20 protein-coding genes are annotated in these 16129 nt (G+C 55.9%); 1 reads left to right on the top strand and 19 read right to left on the bottom strand.

What is annotated here, in order from left to right:
* Positions 1 to 276: 276 nt before the first annotated feature.
* Both HNR55_RS07790 and HNR55_RS07785 read right to left on the bottom strand, forming a co-directional pair.
* Positions 277 to 492 carry a hypothetical protein gene (locus HNR55_RS07790; RefSeq protein ID WP_166112794.1) on the bottom strand — a complete coding sequence of 72 codons (216 nt, stop codon included), beginning with the start codon at positions 490 to 492 and terminating at the stop codon, positions 277 to 279.
* Between the two features lie 263 nt (positions 493 to 755).
* Positions 756 to 1457 (bottom strand): MgtC/SapB family protein, encoded by a 702-nt coding sequence (locus tag HNR55_RS07785; protein WP_166112797.1) that lies wholly within the window; start codon positions 1455 to 1457, stop codon positions 756 to 758.
* Between the two features lie 529 nt (positions 1458 to 1986).
* Between HNR55_RS07785 and HNR55_RS07780 the strand changes: the two genes are divergently transcribed.
* Positions 1987 to 2142, top strand: a complete 156-nt coding sequence (locus HNR55_RS07780) for a hypothetical protein (RefSeq protein WP_166112799.1) — start codon at positions 1987 to 1989, stop codon at positions 2140 to 2142.
* A gap of 1536 nt (positions 2143 to 3678) precedes the next feature.
* On the opposite strand, the gene HNR55_RS07775 is transcribed toward HNR55_RS07780, so the two are convergent.
* From HNR55_RS07775 to HNR55_RS07695, 17 genes are all read right to left on the bottom strand, one after another.
* Complete coding sequence (locus HNR55_RS07775) at positions 3679 to 4074, bottom strand: hypothetical protein (protein ID WP_166112802.1); 396 nt, start codon at positions 4072 to 4074, stop codon at positions 3679 to 3681.
* Positions 4064 to 4210 (bottom strand): hypothetical protein, encoded by a 147-nt coding sequence (locus HNR55_RS07770; RefSeq protein ID WP_166112732.1) that lies wholly within the window; start codon positions 4208 to 4210, stop codon positions 4064 to 4066. Before HNR55_RS07770 ends, HNR55_RS07775 begins: the two co-directional genes overlap by 11 nt.
* A gap of 192 nt (positions 4211 to 4402) precedes the next feature.
* A complete protein-coding gene (locus HNR55_RS07765; protein ID WP_166113258.1) occupies positions 4403 to 5191 on the bottom strand; it encodes a hypothetical protein in 789 nt (262 codons plus the stop codon).
* Between the two features lie 85 nt (positions 5192 to 5276).
* Positions 5277 to 5966, bottom strand: a complete 690-nt coding sequence (locus HNR55_RS07760) for a hypothetical protein (RefSeq protein WP_166112805.1) — start codon at positions 5964 to 5966, stop codon at positions 5277 to 5279.
* 61 nt (positions 5967 to 6027) lie between these two features.
* On the bottom strand, positions 6028 to 6321 hold the full coding sequence (locus tag HNR55_RS07755; RefSeq protein WP_166112808.1) for a hypothetical protein: 294 nt from the start codon (positions 6319 to 6321) through the stop codon (positions 6028 to 6030).
* A 65-nt stretch (positions 6322 to 6386) separates the two neighbouring features.
* Complete coding sequence (locus HNR55_RS07750; RefSeq protein WP_166112811.1) at positions 6387 to 6812, bottom strand: hypothetical protein; 426 nt, start codon at positions 6810 to 6812, stop codon at positions 6387 to 6389.
* A gap of 15 nt (positions 6813 to 6827) precedes the next feature.
* Positions 6828 to 7301 (bottom strand): hypothetical protein, encoded by a 474-nt coding sequence (locus HNR55_RS07745; protein WP_166112814.1) that lies wholly within the window; start codon positions 7299 to 7301, stop codon positions 6828 to 6830.
* Positions 7288 to 7785 (bottom strand): hypothetical protein, encoded by a 498-nt coding sequence (locus HNR55_RS07740; protein WP_166112817.1) that lies wholly within the window; start codon positions 7783 to 7785, stop codon positions 7288 to 7290. Before HNR55_RS07740 ends, HNR55_RS07745 begins: the two co-directional genes overlap by 14 nt.
* 68 nt (positions 7786 to 7853) lie before the next feature.
* Entirely contained in the window at positions 7854 to 8291 is a 438-nt protein-coding gene (locus HNR55_RS07735) for a hypothetical protein (RefSeq protein ID WP_166112820.1), read from the bottom strand.
* Positions 8288 to 9244 carry a hypothetical protein gene (locus tag HNR55_RS07730; protein WP_184382638.1) on the bottom strand — a complete coding sequence of 319 codons (957 nt, stop codon included), beginning with the start codon at positions 9242 to 9244 and terminating at the stop codon, positions 8288 to 8290. The genes HNR55_RS07735 and HNR55_RS07730 overlap by 4 nt, the downstream gene beginning before the upstream one ends.
* Position 9245: 1 nt before the next feature.
* Positions 9246 to 9794 carry a YmfQ family protein gene (locus HNR55_RS07725; RefSeq protein ID WP_242005467.1) on the bottom strand — a complete coding sequence of 183 codons (549 nt, stop codon included), beginning with the start codon at positions 9792 to 9794 and terminating at the stop codon, positions 9246 to 9248.
* Between the two features lie 43 nt (positions 9795 to 9837).
* On the bottom strand, positions 9838 to 10953 hold the full coding sequence (locus HNR55_RS07720; RefSeq protein WP_166112826.1) for a baseplate J/gp47 family protein: 1116 nt from the start codon (positions 10951 to 10953) through the stop codon (positions 9838 to 9840).
* Positions 10953 to 11450, bottom strand: coding sequence for a phage GP46 family protein (locus HNR55_RS07715; RefSeq protein WP_166112829.1), 498 nt, complete (start codon positions 11448 to 11450; stop codon positions 10953 to 10955). The genes HNR55_RS07720 and HNR55_RS07715 overlap by 1 nt, the downstream gene beginning before the upstream one ends.
* Before the next feature lies 1 nt (position 11451).
* Positions 11452 to 11976, bottom strand: a complete 525-nt coding sequence (locus HNR55_RS07710; protein WP_166112833.1) for a phage baseplate assembly protein V — start codon at positions 11974 to 11976, stop codon at positions 11452 to 11454.
* Positions 11976 to 13133 (bottom strand): phage baseplate assembly protein, encoded by a 1158-nt coding sequence (locus HNR55_RS07705; protein WP_166112836.1) that lies wholly within the window; start codon positions 13131 to 13133, stop codon positions 11976 to 11978. The genes HNR55_RS07710 and HNR55_RS07705 overlap by 1 nt, the downstream gene beginning before the upstream one ends.
* Before the next feature lie 16 nt (positions 13134 to 13149).
* Positions 13150 to 14448 carry a DNA circularization protein gene (locus tag HNR55_RS07700; RefSeq protein WP_166112839.1) on the bottom strand — a complete coding sequence of 433 codons (1299 nt, stop codon included), beginning with the start codon at positions 14446 to 14448 and terminating at the stop codon, positions 13150 to 13152.
* Positions 14449 to 14451: 3 nt separating this feature from the next.
* Positions 14452 to 16080, bottom strand: a complete 1629-nt coding sequence (locus tag HNR55_RS07695; RefSeq protein WP_166112842.1) for a phage tail tip lysozyme — start codon at positions 16078 to 16080, stop codon at positions 14452 to 14454.
* Positions 16081 to 16129 lie beyond the last annotated feature (49 nt).

Raw genomic sequence — 16129 nt, 5'->3', positions numbered from 1 at the left:
TCATTAATTCGACGCCGAATGTGGCTTCAGTTAATAGAAAGTTCTAAATGTCGGCCAAATATAGCAAGCAGATATTCTGCGGAATCAATCGAAAATAGAACCAATTTATTAATCTGTCGACTAAAAATATACGCTGGAATATTTTAAATAACCAATCCTGTTCGAAGAATTATGTATCATGCCCGCAATTTCCTTCATCTTCTGGGTCATGTAAACATAACATGCGACATCAGGAAATCGGGGCATGATTACCAATTAAGAGCGTTCCACCGTTTCTCAGGGCTTGTCGGTAGGCGACGCCTTAACCTTCTTATTATGACCCTTTTTCGCCTTGTGCGCCTTTTCCTTCGGGGCATCGGCCGGCTTGCCGGCACTAGAAGGAATATCGGCCGTTGCGGTTGGTGTCGGACCGCTCTGAGCCATCGCGGCCGGAACAATGGACGCAAAGGTCAAGGTCATAACCAGAGTTCCTATGAGGAACCGTGACATCATTTGGATTCTCCTTGGATAAGCCGAGTGTGGCAGACAATCGATCGCAAATCTAACACTCTCGTTACACGAAGCTGCTCGGAACACATGTTCCAATTGTCATGTTATACGAGAAACCTGACCTCATCCTGAACGATTACCAAATTTCCCGATTGTCACTCAGGGTGTGAGATCAGGCGGCAATTCTGTATCCTCTCGTAAAATGAACGAATGGGGCCTGGCTGCTCCGCCCGCCGTAACGAATAACTGTCTGCATGCGGAGTGCCTCAGTTGGTCGTGCTGACACTCCATGTGGCGCTAATGACGTCGGGACTTTGGGCAATGTGCTCGCTCACGGTATCCAGTTCTTTCAGGTCGGCGGATGTGGGCACGAGCAGTGCCGCCAGTTCGACATAATCATCCCCCTCGGACAAGGTTTCGATGTCCTGTATGGGGTAATGATGATGCTCCAGTTCATCGGCCAGGAGGTCGCGTGCTGCGGACACATGTTCCGGGCGGCAGACCACATGCATCCGATACAAGGCTTCCGTCGTATCAGGTCTCAGCGGGCGGCGATCAACGAATGCAACGAGCGGACGCAACAGGGTGTTGCCTGCGAGAATAAACAGAGCGACCAGTGCCGCCTCGCCCGGCAGACCCGAGCCGGAGAATGCGCCGACAGCTGCCGTTGACCAGAGTGTCGCCGCGGTGTTCAGGCCCCGGACCTGGCCGCCATCCTTCATGATGACGCCAGCCCCCAGGAAGCCGATGCCTGACACGACATAGGCGATGACTCGGACCGATCCATCGGCACCACCCATGCGTATGCCGAGATCGACGAACGCGGCGGCCCCGACGGCCACGAGTACGTTCGTCCGCAAGCCGGCTGTCCGTTGGCGATACTGGCGCTCCAGGCCAATGATGGCCCCGAGCACAAAGGAAACCGATAGCGCGAGCGCGGTGTCCCAGAAGCCGTGCTCGGCGGTCATGGTGTGCCGGACGGGCCAGCGTGTGTATGCATTACGTGAAACATGGGGCTTCTCCGGGTTGCATAGGCGTGCCCGAAGAACCAGACATCGAGAAACCGTCCGTTGATGGGCGATCTTTACCGGTGAATGGTTTTCCAGGCCTCAAGACGATTGGCGGAGGTGTAGTCGGCCGCCTCTGCCCATCTGCCATTTGTGTTTCTAGATCGAGGATTCATGTCAGTCCGTTGGCTTATGAAGCGGGCGATAGTGCTTTTGTAATACGGCGTCAAGTTCATTGGGCGCTCGCAAACACTGGCTGTCGACATCAGAATCTGACCTGTCCCTATCTGATATAGTAACGTGCTTGTGTTTAAAAACACGCGTCCCCAACGCTGGTATTCAGGCTGTTGTCAGGTTCTGGAAATATAAACGTAATCTATAAAATTGGATATGCAATCTAACGCGGACGAGAAAATGCATTCAAGTCCTCAAATTGAAAAAATTTCCACTGTTTCTTGAATCGTACGTCATGTCAGGAGGCGTTCTCACTATGGATGGTGATATTAATTCTGAATATCCGAAAGAAAAATATGCCTGTCAAAAAGAGGGGATGGGAGTGTCAGCCAAATTTATTGCTCAGATCATTTCTTTGGTGAGTCTGGTTGCTGTTTATATCTACTTCTTTGTTGAATATGGCGGTAGATAGATCTTGGGAGTTTTCGTGATGGTTTAAAAATAGAAATAGAGAATTGGCGGATATAACTTCATGTGTGACGAAGGTGCTATTAGATATGTCTTCCATTTTCTTATCCCTCCCGAGTTCGCAGGGCAGCGTCACCCATTCACGATGGATGCGGCCGGAAACAGCGCCGCGAGATGGAAGCTATTTTCTGGGACTGGTCGTTATGAACGATGGGATGAAGACAAGGGCTCGCCTTGTCGGGCGTTACTCGGGGCGGTATCGTTCCGCACCCTGGGATTTTTCCCCGCACAATATCTATAATGAAGGTTTGCTCGGTTGGGTGCCAATTCCTACGGTGAACGCGCCATTCGAGAAAATCGATAAAGCATGTGTGGTAGTTAAAACTGCCACGGCTCGAACACCATGGTCGATGTTTGATGAGCGACGGGGCCGGGAATAAAAGCCAGATGACGCAAGGAATTATGGAAATATATTGCATTTTCTGAAGTCCTGCGTCGATTGTCTCACCGCTCGCCTCTGGATAAGGTATTAAATTCTATTTATTGTGCATCGATGATTGTGAGTGATGCACGGGTAATATTGGTAAGAACGGAATTGTGAGAAAAAATCAGAGATGAGGGATATTTCGGTTATGCCCAGTCGAAAAGCTTTCCATGTGCGGTTTCGATATTGTATAGATTCATAACATTATTCTGAATCACCTGCATTACGATCACGCGGCAATATGTGTTGTTTCGATTCCGTTTAGATACATATCTTGCGGCGCGAAATCGAGTTCCTGACCAGTTCGATGTTGTCAAACCCCATCCCACAGGTGAGTGGTTGGAGGGAGGAATGTGACGTCCACGCTGTTGTGGGCCTTATTTTTGCCGGGCGGGGAAATATCCTTAATGGATTTACGGAGCGGGCTCCTCGCATCGAACATGCATCATGGGGGCGGTCAGACGCCCGGTCAGTAATAGTAAGCCTGAAAACTGACCGAGGTTGGGTCGTTCTATCGAATGATACATATCACTATGAAAGAAATTTTTTCGACTACCCGCCGATCAGCGCGTTTGCTGATCCGCGTGAAGTAATCTTCGGCTTCGACACACTTATGCGGTTGGCTAATGGGGGGCGTCTCTAGAATCATTTCTGGTCATGATCCGCCGAGTTTGCAGCGTTTCCCATTTCCAGATGAGTCTTTGAAGGGCATTGTGGTTCAAGTTGATCTTCCCTCAATGGAAAGCAGAGAATTGAGGAGATATGGAAAGGATCAAATAGAAACCTCTATCGAATGTTGGTATCGGCCAGATCCTGCCCCTGCAACCAGAATGCCAGTAGATACGCTGCCGTGGGTAGCTGGCAACCTGCATGCGGTACAGATAGGGCAGAACCCCAGCAGACGGTGGAAGCCCGTCAACCATTGGGGGATGCTCAATAGTTCCCATCCCTCACTTCCGCCGCAATCCCATGCCATAGCGCCACAGCCAACGGCTCTCCGCTGCCTGTGAGCGCCGTTGGTCAGACCATTTTCCCGGCGTCAGGGAAATGGTCTTGTCACTCACTTTTTAACGCCAAGCGAGCTTGTCGCTCACAAGCCAACACCAAAGGCCGACAAGCCGAGTACGGGCCGAGCAACGTACCGCTCGGCCCGGTATATTCCACCTGCGCTACACGCCCCTGTCGCAAACGGGCGACAAAGTGGCATGTGCCATGACCGGACAGGTCCAGCTCCAGCGAGAGCGGCCCCTTGATCGTAAACGGCCCTTGCACCTGCTGGTCCTGCCGCCATTGCAGCACCTCACCATCGGGCAGGGTGGTCGCGTTATCCGGCACGCCAGCGCAGGCGATAAGGTCCGAGCGGGGCATGCCGATTAGGTCATGCTTTGCCCGCATGGGAACGGTGGAGCAGGCAGAGAGAGCCAGAAGGCAGGCCAACGCTTTAATCCGCATCGTCCTGCCCCTTCGTAAGCTGGCTCCAGAAGCTGCCAGCGCTTGCCCGCCAGCGCCATATGAGCGCCAGCAGGAGAGTGCCGAGGCCAACAAATGCGCCCCCGGCAATGGCGCCACACTCAAAGTCGGCCGTCATCCTATGGTCCGGCTGTACAGAGCAAGCCAGTAAACGCCCGCGAAGAAACCGACCACGAGACCGGCTACGCCACACCCGATGGAAATCAGATAGGTCATTGTGAATTACTCGCGGCATAAGCATAAAAAACAAAACCACCGAGGAGCCCTACGGCTACCCCGGCGATAGCGGTGGCGGTGAATGCAATGACTGTCATGCTGTCAGAAACTCCACATTTTGCGCTTTGAGCGCATCAATATCTGGCCCAGTTGGATACAGGCCGTTGGCCAATGTGAGCTGCGGCCAGACAAGACCATGGGCCTCCATGATCCGGCTGCGCAGCCATCCCCATGTGACCTTCTGGATTGCGCCCCACGTCAGCAGGTCTACCGTGTCGGAATCGGACAGGCCGCTATAACTCCAGCCCAGCAGACAATGGCCGCCAGCGCTGCCTGGCGTGGTATCCCCATATGCGCCGTTGTCCGCCTCCAGCACGCATGCGCCATTGGTCGATTCAATCTGATTCATGTCAGACTGGGAAAGCAGCACGCCGAGATAGACAGTCCCGAGGCTGGCCATAATCAAAGCCAGAGCGTTGCGATCCTGTGCATCGGTTGTGCCCCACAGGGGATAGTAAGCACCCGCTTCAAGCTGGTAGCCAACGCCTGCGGCAAAGCTCAGAACCTCAACTTCTATCCCGCCCTGATCTGTTTCTGGACAGCCCGGCCTGTATCCGGTGCTCTCGGCATAGAACTGGATAACGCTGTCGTCATCCACACCGATCTGGAAGCCGCCGAGGGCCGCCGTGGCACGCAGGGCATTAGCCAGCCCTACGCTGGTGCAATCTCCAATCTGGTCGTTTCCCAACATGAGCGGAGCCGGATTAATATGCGACCGGTCCAGCACGGAAGGAGCCTTGCGGGCCATCATGCGCAGGCCACCCAAACGGGGCTGCCCCGGCAGAACAACAGCCGGACGGCACCCAAGCTTGCGCCCGCTCACAGATACCATGCCCGCACACAGACGCTTGCAACCCACGCTCCAGCCAGAATGGCCCCGGCCGAGGCGATCAAGGCGCATGGCCGCATTACTTCGCCCCCAGAATGGCCAGAGCCTTCGCCTCGGTCATGCCTGTGGCAGGGTTGGTAGCCCCCACAAACACCATATCGCGGGTCATACGCGCCCGAACCGGCGCATGAGTGGAGGAAATGCCCAGCAACGCCTCAAACACACTGATGATGGTGATCAGGGCATTATCTGCCGTTTTAGCATCGGCAATAACCGTGGCGGACAGAATGGAGCCTGACCCGGAAATGGCGCTGTTGATCGCCCCGGAGACCGTGGTCATACCGGCAAGAATGCTGCTCACACGGGTTTTCCACGTCGCATCATTATAATTGATGGTCAGCGTGGATCCGGCAGCATTCGAGAACGCGGACAGTGCCCCGGAAAGCGCGGTATCGGCAACGCTGATAGCTGCGGCATAGGGCGCGAGTGTGGGAAATGCGGACAGGAAGCTGCTTACGGTGGCGGCCGCATTCAGGCCTGCCTGCCCGTAAGCTTTCACTTTTGCCACGTCCAGCGTGATGGTTGTTACGCCATTTGTGGTTGTGACGGAGCAGCCGGACGTGGTGGCAATGGCCACCAGAGCGCCCACTGACATAAGGGCACACCCCATAAAGCGGCGCTTGCCCTGATCAACAGCCTCAATCTGAACGGGATGAACACTCTCGGGCGTGCCGGAGCGCAGGATATTACGCAGAGAACTCGGTTTCATCATTGAGCCTTTGGGCAGAAAGCAAAAAAAGCCCCGCTGCATTTGCAACGGGGCGAGTAGGTCAGGCCGAAACCTGAGTGGGGTCTGTGGCAGGGGCCTGCGGTACCTGCGCGGCAGCCGTGGCTCCCGCCGTCAGAGCGGCCAGTTTGGTCATGCCGGAGAAAATTTCGGACAGGGCGGTATCCACCCCATTCAGGTCGAGCCCTGGATCCAGCCGGGGCACCAGCGTTTGCACCAGCAAGCTGATTGCCGTACCGGCCAGATTGAGGTCGGCCTTAACCGCAGCATCCTCATGTTTGCCAGCAATCTGGGAGACCAGACCATTCAGGGCCGTGGCGGACTGAAGTTCGTTCATATGGGATTGCTCCATAAAAAAAGCCGCCTCTTCGGGCGGCTGTTGGTTGGGGGAGAAAGGCGGGGTTATTCCGGGGGACTGTCCCGCGCCAAAGGGCTGGACGGAACAATTGCCCGCCCGGCTACAACCGGGGGGCGAAGATCGCTCCCCTTGCTGATCCAGAGGGTCGTCAGCGCGTTGGCCGCAGCCCCCCAGTTGCAGGCAATAAAGTTGAGTGTCCGGTAGGCCAGCATCAGAACAACTTGCATGCGGCCATGGCCGACAGGAGGTGTCAGATCCGTGCAGGCTAGTGCTACGGCCATCCATGCCAGCAGCACATATTCGCGGTAGGGGTCAGGAATACTGAGAACAATCCCGACCAGAACCGTTGGCTTGCTCACAGCTTTTGCTGTCAGCGCAGCCGTTCTGGCGGGCTGGGGCGGTGTATCCACCATAAGTTTTTCCCTGATCAAGAGACGCCATGCTATCTGGCGCAACAGAGCAAGCCGCATGGCTGGCTCCTTTCCTCAGGCTGCTATTGCCTGCTGGAACAACCCGACGTTGCAGGCCGCATTGGCCGCACCAAACGCCGTATTGTAATTCTGCTTGTGATAGGCGCTCAGCGCGGCCGCATCGTTGGCAACAGGTAGAAGGGCTGGTGAGCGCAGGTATTTCACCCGGGCCATGGCGCATGCATAGCGCAGGTTCCAAACCATTGCGCCCGCGTCTGGCGAACCCGTCAGCCCACATAGCAGCAGAATACGCTGAGCCAGGTCGGGCTGGTAACGGAGCCAGTTGGCCCAGCAATCAGCATGCGTTGCAGGCTCCATCTGGAACAGGCCAAGGGCCGGGCCCTGTATCTGCTCCAAGTAGCATAATCCGCTTTCTGCCAGAGCTGTGCCCGTCAGCAGGTTAACTGCGGCATCCCCACCCTGTCCCATAGCCATAACAACAGGCTGAACAATTTGAGCCTTGAACTGAGGAAGATTAAGGCCGCTCATGCTGACCTGCCTCCTGTTTCCCCTCATCGCTATGCGGGTGGCGATGAAGGAAATGCACGCCACCAAACGCCCAGTCATCCCATGTCTGGCTGGAAAGGAGCGTTCCACCGACCATGCCACCTAGCGTGGCAACTATGCCGATGACTGTCCCCCATATCTTGATTTTCTCACCACGGATTTTTACCGCCCGCAGTTCCTGCTCTTTCAGCTCATTCTGCCGCTTTTGTGCGCCAGTATGTTCAGCAATCTGCTTGGTCAGATCCGTCAGCGCCTTGCGCGTGTCCGATGCTTCAACAGCCCGGTTGCGCTCGCGCTCCTGCCCCTGTGCCTCAACAGAGATCAGCTTCTCCATCATGGCGGACTGGCCGGACTTGAGTGTGTCCACATCGTCCTCCAGTCCATCAAGGCGGCGGGCGTGGCTGTCCACGATCACGCGCAGGTCATCATCAGCCGCGCATGGGCCTGCGCACTGTGGTTGGGTCATTCATTTTATCCAGGCATAAAAAAACCGCCTCACGGGGCGGCAGGTCGGTGCAGACGGGGCGATACTGGTCAGGCAGTAGCTGCTTCCATCACATCCGTGGGCTGGACAGGCAGCGCCGTGCTGGTGGTGTCCGTGCCGCCAGCTATGGCGGCGATGGCTTTCACATACGCTTTCATATCCGCCGTAAAGACCTCGCCCATGGCAGAGGCCAGATTGGCCTGCTGCTGTATCCACACCATTGCCGAGGCCGCCTGTGTTTTCAGCGGCACGACAACAACAGGCGGCGTATAATCGACCAGTCTGCCATTCTCTACATACATGCTTGTTGTGCCTGTATTGCCGCCCTTTGCCTCCCATTGCGCGTCTGTCATAGCGTACAGCGTATTTGCCGGTGGCAATCCGTCCGTAGAAATACACGACCACATATCGTACCACGCGCAGGGTTTATCCAGACTGGCGTAGTACCTAGCCGGATACGCCGTTTTCAGTTCGTCCAGAGTGCTCATTGTCTTTCTCCTATCGCGAGGACAGATAGGGAAAATGGTACCAGTGAGTTGCCGTTACTTGTATTAGCTAAGTATGTCGCTGACCATTGGAAACCGGTATTACTTATTATCTCATTATAATTGGAGTCTATACTAAGATGAGCCACACGAGTACATGCGTTTGAGTTTGGCTCGTTATTTATTCGAAGCCAGACTAGCGGAATAGTCCCGGCTTTGAACGCCACAGGAAATGTCGTTATTACAGCCCCGCTGTTCGGGCCAGACACAGTAAAATTCTGTATTTGCAAAGATGGGCTGGACAACGGAAGATCGGCAAGGTTCGCCAGAACGGGTGTGTTTGTTCCATCTCCGAATACCGCGCGCCCGTCCGAATTTTCCACAAGGGACGTAATGCGTGTCTGGCCTGTTCCCGGAACAGACTGAACGTACTGCGCTGCTATCCGTGCTGCTGCTTCATCCGTGATGGCCTTGTCCAGTGCCTGGTCTGCATCGCTGCGCTGCTGCGTCTCCGAAGTCAGGGCGGCTTGGGTAGCAAGCCCGTTAAACAGACTTTCCCACGTTGCCCCATCTACGCCGGGAACACTCAGGTTACTGTCTTTGGTCGAACGCCAGTAATTTCCTGCAGCGTCAAACACGATAGCGCCTGTAGGGTACCCGCCCACCAGTTGCGCGAGTTGTGCGCTATACGGGGCAACACCATATTGCGCAGGAGAAAATATGGTCTGCATGGCCTTGAGGACCTGTGACCAATCAGAATTGCTGGGCGTGAAGCCAGCGGCTTTGATGATGGCAAGCAATTCCGACATCATCATATTGTAGTGCCAGGCAGGTGCATCGGTCGCCATTTGGCCGGTAGCAGGGTTCCCGTCCGTGGCCCACCCGGGCGTGCCGGAGGCGGGTGCTTTATCCGCCTGCTCCTGTGGGACTGTGTTTGTCGCTATCAGCAGATCCATGTCAGTTCCCGTAATTGAATAAAAGGATTGTATGGGCTGGGGCGCGGGCCTTCAGCTCGCACTGAAGAACATTATTGCTCCACTGCGCCCAAGGCTGGCCGAAGCTGTCACCGAACTTCAGCCGGTTGATTGTGAACTGGGGGGCATTGACCTGCCATGCGTAGGCCCAGGCATCACCTCCAAATGGTGTGCCAAAACGTGCCCCAAAGCGCCGGGGAGCAAACTGCGTTATGGTGATGTCGTAGCCAAGGGCTTTAGCAAAAGCGATGAAATACGGGACAGAGCACCCGTTGGTATCGGTCAGTCGGGCCACAACCTGTGCCCGCCGTTGCTCAATGCTGGGGTTCACCCCAGCGCATGGATCTGGCAGCCCAAGTGTTGCCTCCCACTCAGGCAACAGTTCGGTTGTACTGGTGGGAAACGCATCAACCAGCAGATTACCTGCCCGGTCAGAGCTACGTGCAAAACTGGCAGCCCATGCGCCACTAATTTTGTAAAGAACACTCCCCTCGCCCCGAGGCCAGATCGGCCCGGTGGGAAGAAGGCTCATGAAGGCCGACCGAAACATATCTTTGGTGAAGACTGGCGGCATATCAGCTCTCGAAAGTGATGGAACCCAGCATCGGCATGGCCGCTGCATTGGCACCCGTAACTGGCCCCGTAGGTTCAGACACGCTGAAGGTGCTTAGATTAAGGGCTGACAGGGCTTCATCCCAGTTATTGGGGTGTATCGTTCCACCGGGAGCTGACAGGCGCAGGAACATATCGGTCAATGCGGCCTTGATAAGGGCCTGGTTCGCAACCGTATTCCCGGTCCCCAGATCGACTATTGTAAAGTCTACGGGTTGGGCGACAGGGGCACAGACGATGACAAGAGCATCGACTGGTTGAGACTGATAAAGCGCATTGGCAATGACCAGTTGGTCCCCTGTCGCTGTGGCATACCGTGTATCCGAATCACTGGCCCCATTAGTCCCGTTCGGGAAGCCACCGCTAGCTGCGTTGGCAGCATCCAGCATGGGATAAACTACCATTGTTCCAGCCCCAAAACCCAAAGGGTTAACCCATGCGCGGGTTACGCCGGGGATAGCCAGAGCCCAGTCTATGTAATCCTGTTTTTTGCCGTTTTCTCCATCCCCTTGCCACGCAAGCAGGACGCGGGAGCGGAAGTCCTCCTCTTCCTCAAGATCAGCTCCACCACCAAACGCTGAAGACACCTGCCCCACTGTCTGGATGCCAGGGACAGGGCTGGATAATGTTGCAAGGCTGCCTACTGGTATGTTGCCAGCGCTTCCTGTTACGCTACATGTGGCCGGGGCCGTAGCCACACTATTGCTGGTTGTGCTGTCTGCCGTTGTTGTGGCCATTAAACCACCAGCCAGCGCGATACCGGTGCCAGCCGGAATGGTACCATCCCCCGTGACATTGAAGGCAACGCTACCAGATGCAGCGGACGGAGCCTTGCGGGTAACGCCTTTCAAAGCCCCCCAGCTTTCCAGATATTCGTCCGTTGCAGTCCAAGGAACAGCCTGTTGGGATATCCAGTCCAGATAGGCGTAATGAAGGTATGTAAGACCCGCTAGCGCGTAACAGAGCACACTGAGGACTGAAAAGCGCAGCACTGCGGAAACACCTGCTATCCCGCCGTCCAGAACATCCTGCAATGCCTGCTGGCGCAGGTCAGTCAGGGTTGGTCTTGCATATGGCATTACAGCCCTTTCCATGCCCAAGAGAACAGGAATACCTGCGGGGCAACCTGCCCGGGCTCCTGCACAGTCACGCGGAATTCTACCGCCTGCCTGTTGGTTGCACTCCATTGGGCGGCCACCACCACGCTTTGCGCCACACCATCATCTACCAGCCATTGCAGGGCTTCCTGACATATGGCCTCGACCTCACGCGGGACGCTGGACTGCCCGGCCTTTATGGCGCGCTCCATCTGCCACAGCCGCGAGCCTATGGGGCTGTCTGCCCAGGCATCGGCCCACCAGCCACGGCGGTTGTTGGTGCGAGATCCAGAAGCGCCGGCTGCGGGAGAAATGCCAACAGCACCGTCAAGCGCGGTTATGGTTTCCGGCGCCACCCTATCCGAGAACAGACTGACCATTACGGCAGAGGCCAGAGCGCTACCAAGCAGTAGGTCACCACCGCTGATAATCCACTCCCCTTTGCCGCGTGCGACATTCCACGAAAGAGCAATATCCATTTTATTCCGGTGCTCCTGTTGTACCTGGCGCAGCCTGCACGGGATGCTTGTGATTAGTCAGGCTGATCTTGCCGGCCAGCACGTCCCCCTTTGCCGAAATATCTCCGGTGCTGGTTATGGGGCAGTTAAAGGCCGCCTCAGATGCAGTGATATTGAGGGGGCCTGATGTAGAGATGGAAATACTGCCATCCGCCTTGAGCCACACCCGCGCACCTGTTTTGACATGGTAAAGGCATGCATCACCCGGCTGCAGGTCACGGGGATAATATCTCTGGTCACCGGTTGCCACGGCAACACCACGCGATCTGTCCCCCGCCTGGAACAGCACCACGACATCAGACCCTGGCAGAGGGCGGCTGTGGAAACCAACCTGCTGGAGTAGCGGCACATCACTGCGGAGTTCTCCGCCTGCCAGTGCCGCCTGCACGGTGTGAGTAGAGGCTTGCTCATCCGTATTGGATGTCAGACGCCCCAACCCCAGCGCCATGGATACGCGCCTGCCCAATCGACTGAATGCGTTGGACATCAGGTGTTCCTTATTGCGGCTGCTACACCCTCACTCTGGGCCAGAGGAAGCACCAGAGGCTGTGGCTTGAAAGCCTGAGGTGGCATCAAAACCAGATTGGCGTGGGTTCCGCTCTCGCCTTGCACGAATTCAATTTCGGCTATCAGAAGCTCTTTTTTGAAGCCTGTCTGGGGGCGCGAAACCGTACAGAGCGTGTTGGGTTGCCATAGGTGCCCGTTGCTGTCCCGCCAGCTATCGCTGGTTATTTCCACCACCTGTGATCGCCCGTAGCGGCGCGCGACCTCCCACTGCACTCGCTGGCGAGCCACAGCGTAATCTGCATCCCCCGTTTCAACCGGAATGAGCAGTGTGCGCGGTCGCTTTACCCCGCTATCATTCGCAGATGCTTGTACGGGAGCGGTCTGTGCCTGCATCTGCTGTGTCTGCTTGTTCCCGTCATCGGGGGGAGTGAACAGCACCGCCATATTCTGAATGATGGCCTGCACATTACTGTAGCGGCCATTAAGCGAGCGAAGGACGGACATGCGCTCGATATTTTGCCCCACCGTCAGGCACCCGACATTTTTGGTACCCAGTGGGGCCAGTACGATGCTGCCATCTGGCTGATCGTAAAACAGGCACCCGGCCAAGCGCGTAGCGCGCTCGATGACCTCATACGCGGTTTCGGTCAGAATGACGGAGAACTGCTGGATATTGGTATCCCCAGCCCCGCCAATGGACCTGACCTGTATACCCGCCTGCTGGCAGACCTGCTGGGCAATACCCAGCACGGTCGTATTGTTCATCTGATAGGTGGAAAACAGGGCAGAGCACTCCACCGCATCAACCGACTTTGAGGTGGCGATAATCCGTAAGGAATGCTCTTCTGTCCCATTGTCCTCCGCAATGCTTTGGACGTAGCCGGTCAGGACCTGATCATTACCGATCAGAATACTGCAGGCATCCCCTTCGTTGATTGAAAGGTCGCTGCCTCCAGTTGCAGTGGGTTGCCAACTGGACGTTTCCAGCATGGCTGCCCAAGGCATGATCTCCAGCCCAATGCGAATGGACACCCGCTCCCAACCAGTAATGATGTATTGGCCGATCCTGATTGTAACGCCCTGAGCCGTTTGACTATCATACCCAAGCACTGTGGATGCATCGCTCAGAAGGCTCATTGGGGGCTCCGCAAGATCAGGAAGACAAAGCTTGGAAATTTGTAGGCATGAAGGCTGGATGAATGGGGTTTGCCCTGCCGATTAGATCATCCGATCGGGAGCCATCCGCATAAAGCTGTTGTGCCAGCACAAGCGCAGGCAAAGGCCCGTTGCGGGCAACGGTAATCTGGTCCGGCAACTGGCTGGCCTGCTGGGCCAGAAAGGTGGTCAAGGACGAACGAAGATCCCGTAACACCCGCCAGATATCCGTGTAGCCCTCATCCGCCGCTTCGGTAGCTGCCGTATCCATTTGCGTGGCAACCAGCTTACGGAGCGCTTCTGCCTGATCGGATGATGTTGGGTTCCAGTCCGCACAGGCCAGAGCGATGGATGCCAAAGCCATCTGCCGGCACATCGCCGCCGTGGCAGAACGGGCCGTTGCAATAGCTGCGCCAATGGGGGCCAATGTCGCGCTGGCTTCCACATCGAATTTGGCGAGGGAGAGCAGAGCGGCCATTTGTGCGCCGGGATCTGCCAGAGACGTGCGTACCAGTTCCGCCACGTTCAGAGCAGCACTGGATAAAGCATCCGCCGTACCACCTGCCCCCAGATCCGCCACGGCACTTTCCATGGCTACGCGGGAGGTTGTCAGATCAGCCAGAACGGTTGACACCGTGGCCGTATTATCGACCACCGCAGCGTTTCCTGAGGTGTATCTACCGTTATTTCCAGGAAGGATACTGATCGCGGAGGCCATAGCGCGAGGTGAGCGAACAGCTTGATTGGCAACCCTCCCCCACCCCGTTGCTACTGCCTGCGCTGCGGCAACAACAGGCTGGCCAACAGCTAAAGCGGCGGTGGCCGTTTTGGCATAACTGCTGGCGGATACAGCCTGCGCCACAAGAGCTGCGGCTGCGGCCGCAGCATCAAGGGCAACCTTGATTGTACTGCCCAGCAGATCCTTCTGCTCGAGGAAATCGAACGAAACATCAATCCGGCCCGTAATCCCGTCTGGCTCGCCCCAGACAAAATTCATGCATGCAGCTTTGACGACCCCAATAGTCGGGTGGATCAACAAGCCCGGCCCTGCCGTTTCAGCCGCCAGAACCAACAGGTCTCGTTGCACAGCTGCCGTGGCTCCAGTTACAAAACCACGGATATGATAAACACGCCCTCTCTTGCCGAGGTCTTCTACATAAACGCCATCCCTGTAAGGATACTGATGCACGGCTTGCTTGCGGCCCGTCTCTCCCCCGCTTCCAAGAACGGCAAACGGTACCGCACGGAAAGAGCACTGGAGATATTCCAGTGCTGTGTTGATGAGAGAACCGGACATGTATCAATTGCCTAGAGCAGTATTGGCTGGATCCATCGCCCGTTGCTGGGTAATGGACGCTACTTTCAGGTTGGAACTGGCTGAGGTGACTTTTACTGAAGAGCCGGGGGGAGCATTGTCATGACTGATCTCAACCCGCAGCCGTGATGTTGTTCCATCTAAACCACTATTCCCTACCGACTGAGTAGGCGGAGGCATCTGAGCAGGAGGTGCTGAGAGACTATTATACCAATCCGTCCCCAGTTCTGCCCGATCCCTCATTTCACGAATTTTGTCTTCTCTCGTAAGGCCGGGACGAAAATAATTTACAGAAGCCAGAGCCGCCGCTTGTGAAGCAGTGCGAGCATGACGTATTTCGTCACCACCTAAGTAATTCTGATGATCAAGTTCCCACTGCATGAACTTGAGCTGATCTTCGCGGCTTGATCCACGAATATCGCGCCCCATGATGCGGCGGAAATCATCCTGTCTGTCCTTATGCCATTGGCCGATGCCATAGGCTGTTCCATGATCTCCAACCTTTGAAGGGTCAAAGTTTCCATCCTCCTGCGCAATATTAGCCACCAAACCTGCAGCTTGCTGGGCAGAATAACCATTCTGCATGAAAAACTTCTGCACATTGCGGGCTGTTTCTTTCTGCCCTGCGGATGCCTGATCTATGGTAGCCTGTGCTTGTCGCTGCTCTTCATAAGAGCGACCCAGCCCTAAATAGCTGGCCGCATTATCAATAGCAGATGCGCCGGGAATGTTTTTATCAATCCATGCCCCAAGGCTATCATTTGGATCATATTTTTTCAGCGCTTCATCAGCAACGTATGCGCCACCGCCGGCGAGGGCCCCCGCCAGCCCCCCTTTAAGGCCAATGATGGTTTTCATAGTCCCGACAACGCCCAATAGGGCTGTTGTGACACTCAAAATGCCCGTAAGAACTGGAGCACCCCAAAGCACGGCCAAAGCAATTGCCGCATCCTTGGCGGCACTTTTCCATCCCCCCAATTTGTCCACTACCGATGAGATTGTCTGGAACACACCTGCGACTTTGCTCTTGATCGTGTCCCATCCACCGTTTTTAAGCCATGTAACAAGCTGGTGGACATACCCAGCAATATCCTGTGCGATCCACTGCCGGTTAGCCGCTATCCATTCCGCCATTTGCTGGAGCACGGGAGTAATGGCGGGCTCAACAGCTTCTGCCACGCTGTAGCCAAACCCCTCCACAGCCAGAGAAAGCTGGCGTTGGGCATTCTGCATCCGGGCTGCAGCATCTGCCCCTTTCTGGTTCATGACGCCATAGCGCTCTGCAAGGCGGATGTTCTGCTGATATTCCTGCGCTGATTGCTGAAACACAGGCAACAGGCCCTGCCCGGCCTCCCCGAACAATTTAAGAGCCGCAATACTCTGAGCCGCAGGATCCTTGATGGCACGGATTTTGTTGGCAATCCGGTCGAACAGCTGCTCTGGGGACAGCTTCTTCAGTTCCTCCATGGAAATGCCATGAGCTTGAAACTGAGCTGCTGCCTCGGGCGCAAATCCGTTTAACGCCTCCCACTTCTGGGTGGAGAGCTGACCCAAGGCACCTGACATTGCATCGGCAGACCCGCCAGATAGCCGCGCAGCATTGCGTAATGCCATGAGCCGCCCCGGAGCCATACCCATGCTCCGAGCAGAGGTCCGCAAATTG

Origin of the sequence: Acetobacter lovaniensis, assembly GCF_014207635.1 — a bacterium.
GTDB lineage: Bacteria > Pseudomonadota > Alphaproteobacteria > Acetobacterales > Acetobacteraceae > Acetobacter > Acetobacter lovaniensis.
The sequence above is the reverse complement of the archived record's forward strand: the minus strand, read 5'-3'. Positions and strand labels throughout refer to the sequence as shown.

Coding starts and splice junctions, on each gene's coding strand:
- HNR55_RS07750 (WP_166112811.1), bottom strand. CDS start 6,812: ATGCGGCTTGCTCTGTTGCGCCAGATAGCATGGCGTCTCTTGATCAGG.
- HNR55_RS07755 (WP_166112808.1), bottom strand. CDS start 6,321: ATGAACGAACTTCAGTCCGCCACGGCCCTGAATGGTCTGGTCTCCCAG.
- HNR55_RS07775 (WP_166112802.1), bottom strand. CDS start 4,074: ATGCGGATTAAAGCGTTGGCCTGCCTTCTGGCTCTCTCTGCCTGCTCC.
- HNR55_RS07740 (WP_166112817.1), bottom strand. CDS start 7,785: ATGACCCAACCACAGTGCGCAGGCCCATGCGCGGCTGATGATGACCTG.
- HNR55_RS07720 (WP_166112826.1), bottom strand. CDS start 10,953: ATGCCATATGCAAGACCAACCCTGACTGACCTGCGCCAGCAGGCATTG.
- HNR55_RS07725 (WP_242005467.1), bottom strand. CDS start 9,794: ATGAGCCTTCTTCCCACCGGGCCGATCTGGCCTCGGGGCGAGGGGAGT.
- HNR55_RS07735 (WP_166112820.1), bottom strand. CDS start 8,291: ATGAGCACTCTGGACGAACTGAAAACGGCGTATCCGGCTAGGTACTAC.
- HNR55_RS07760 (WP_166112805.1), bottom strand. CDS start 5,966: ATGAAACCGAGTTCTCTGCGTAATATCCTGCGCTCCGGCACGCCCGAG.
- HNR55_RS07695 (WP_166112842.1), bottom strand. CDS start 16,080: ATGGCATTACGCAATGCTGCGCGGCTATCTGGCGGGTCTGCCGATGCA.
- HNR55_RS07705 (WP_166112836.1), bottom strand. CDS start 13,133: ATGAGCCTTCTGAGCGATGCATCCACAGTGCTTGGGTATGATAGTCAA.
- HNR55_RS07715 (WP_166112829.1), bottom strand. CDS start 11,450: ATGGATATTGCTCTTTCGTGGAATGTCGCACGCGGCAAAGGGGAGTGG.
- HNR55_RS07745 (WP_166112814.1), bottom strand. CDS start 7,301: ATGAGCGGCCTTAATCTTCCTCAGTTCAAGGCTCAAATTGTTCAGCCT.
- HNR55_RS07785 (WP_166112797.1), bottom strand. CDS start 1,457: ATGACCGCCGAGCACGGCTTCTGGGACACCGCGCTCGCGCTATCGGTT.
- HNR55_RS07730 (WP_184382638.1), bottom strand. CDS start 9,244: ATGGATCTGCTGATAGCGACAAACACAGTCCCACAGGAGCAGGCGGAT.
- HNR55_RS07700 (WP_166112839.1), bottom strand. CDS start 14,448: ATGTCCGGTTCTCTCATCAACACAGCACTGGAATATCTCCAGTGCTCT.
- HNR55_RS07790 (WP_166112794.1), bottom strand. CDS start 492: ATGATGTCACGGTTCCTCATAGGAACTCTGGTTATGACCTTGACCTTT.
- HNR55_RS07710 (WP_166112833.1), bottom strand. CDS start 11,976: ATGTCCAACGCATTCAGTCGATTGGGCAGGCGCGTATCCATGGCGCTG.
- HNR55_RS07780 (WP_166112799.1), top strand. CDS start 1,987: ATGGATGGTGATATTAATTCTGAATATCCGAAAGAAAAATATGCCTGT.
- HNR55_RS07770 (WP_166112732.1), bottom strand. CDS start 4,210: ATGACGGCCGACTTTGAGTGTGGCGCCATTGCCGGGGGCGCATTTGTT.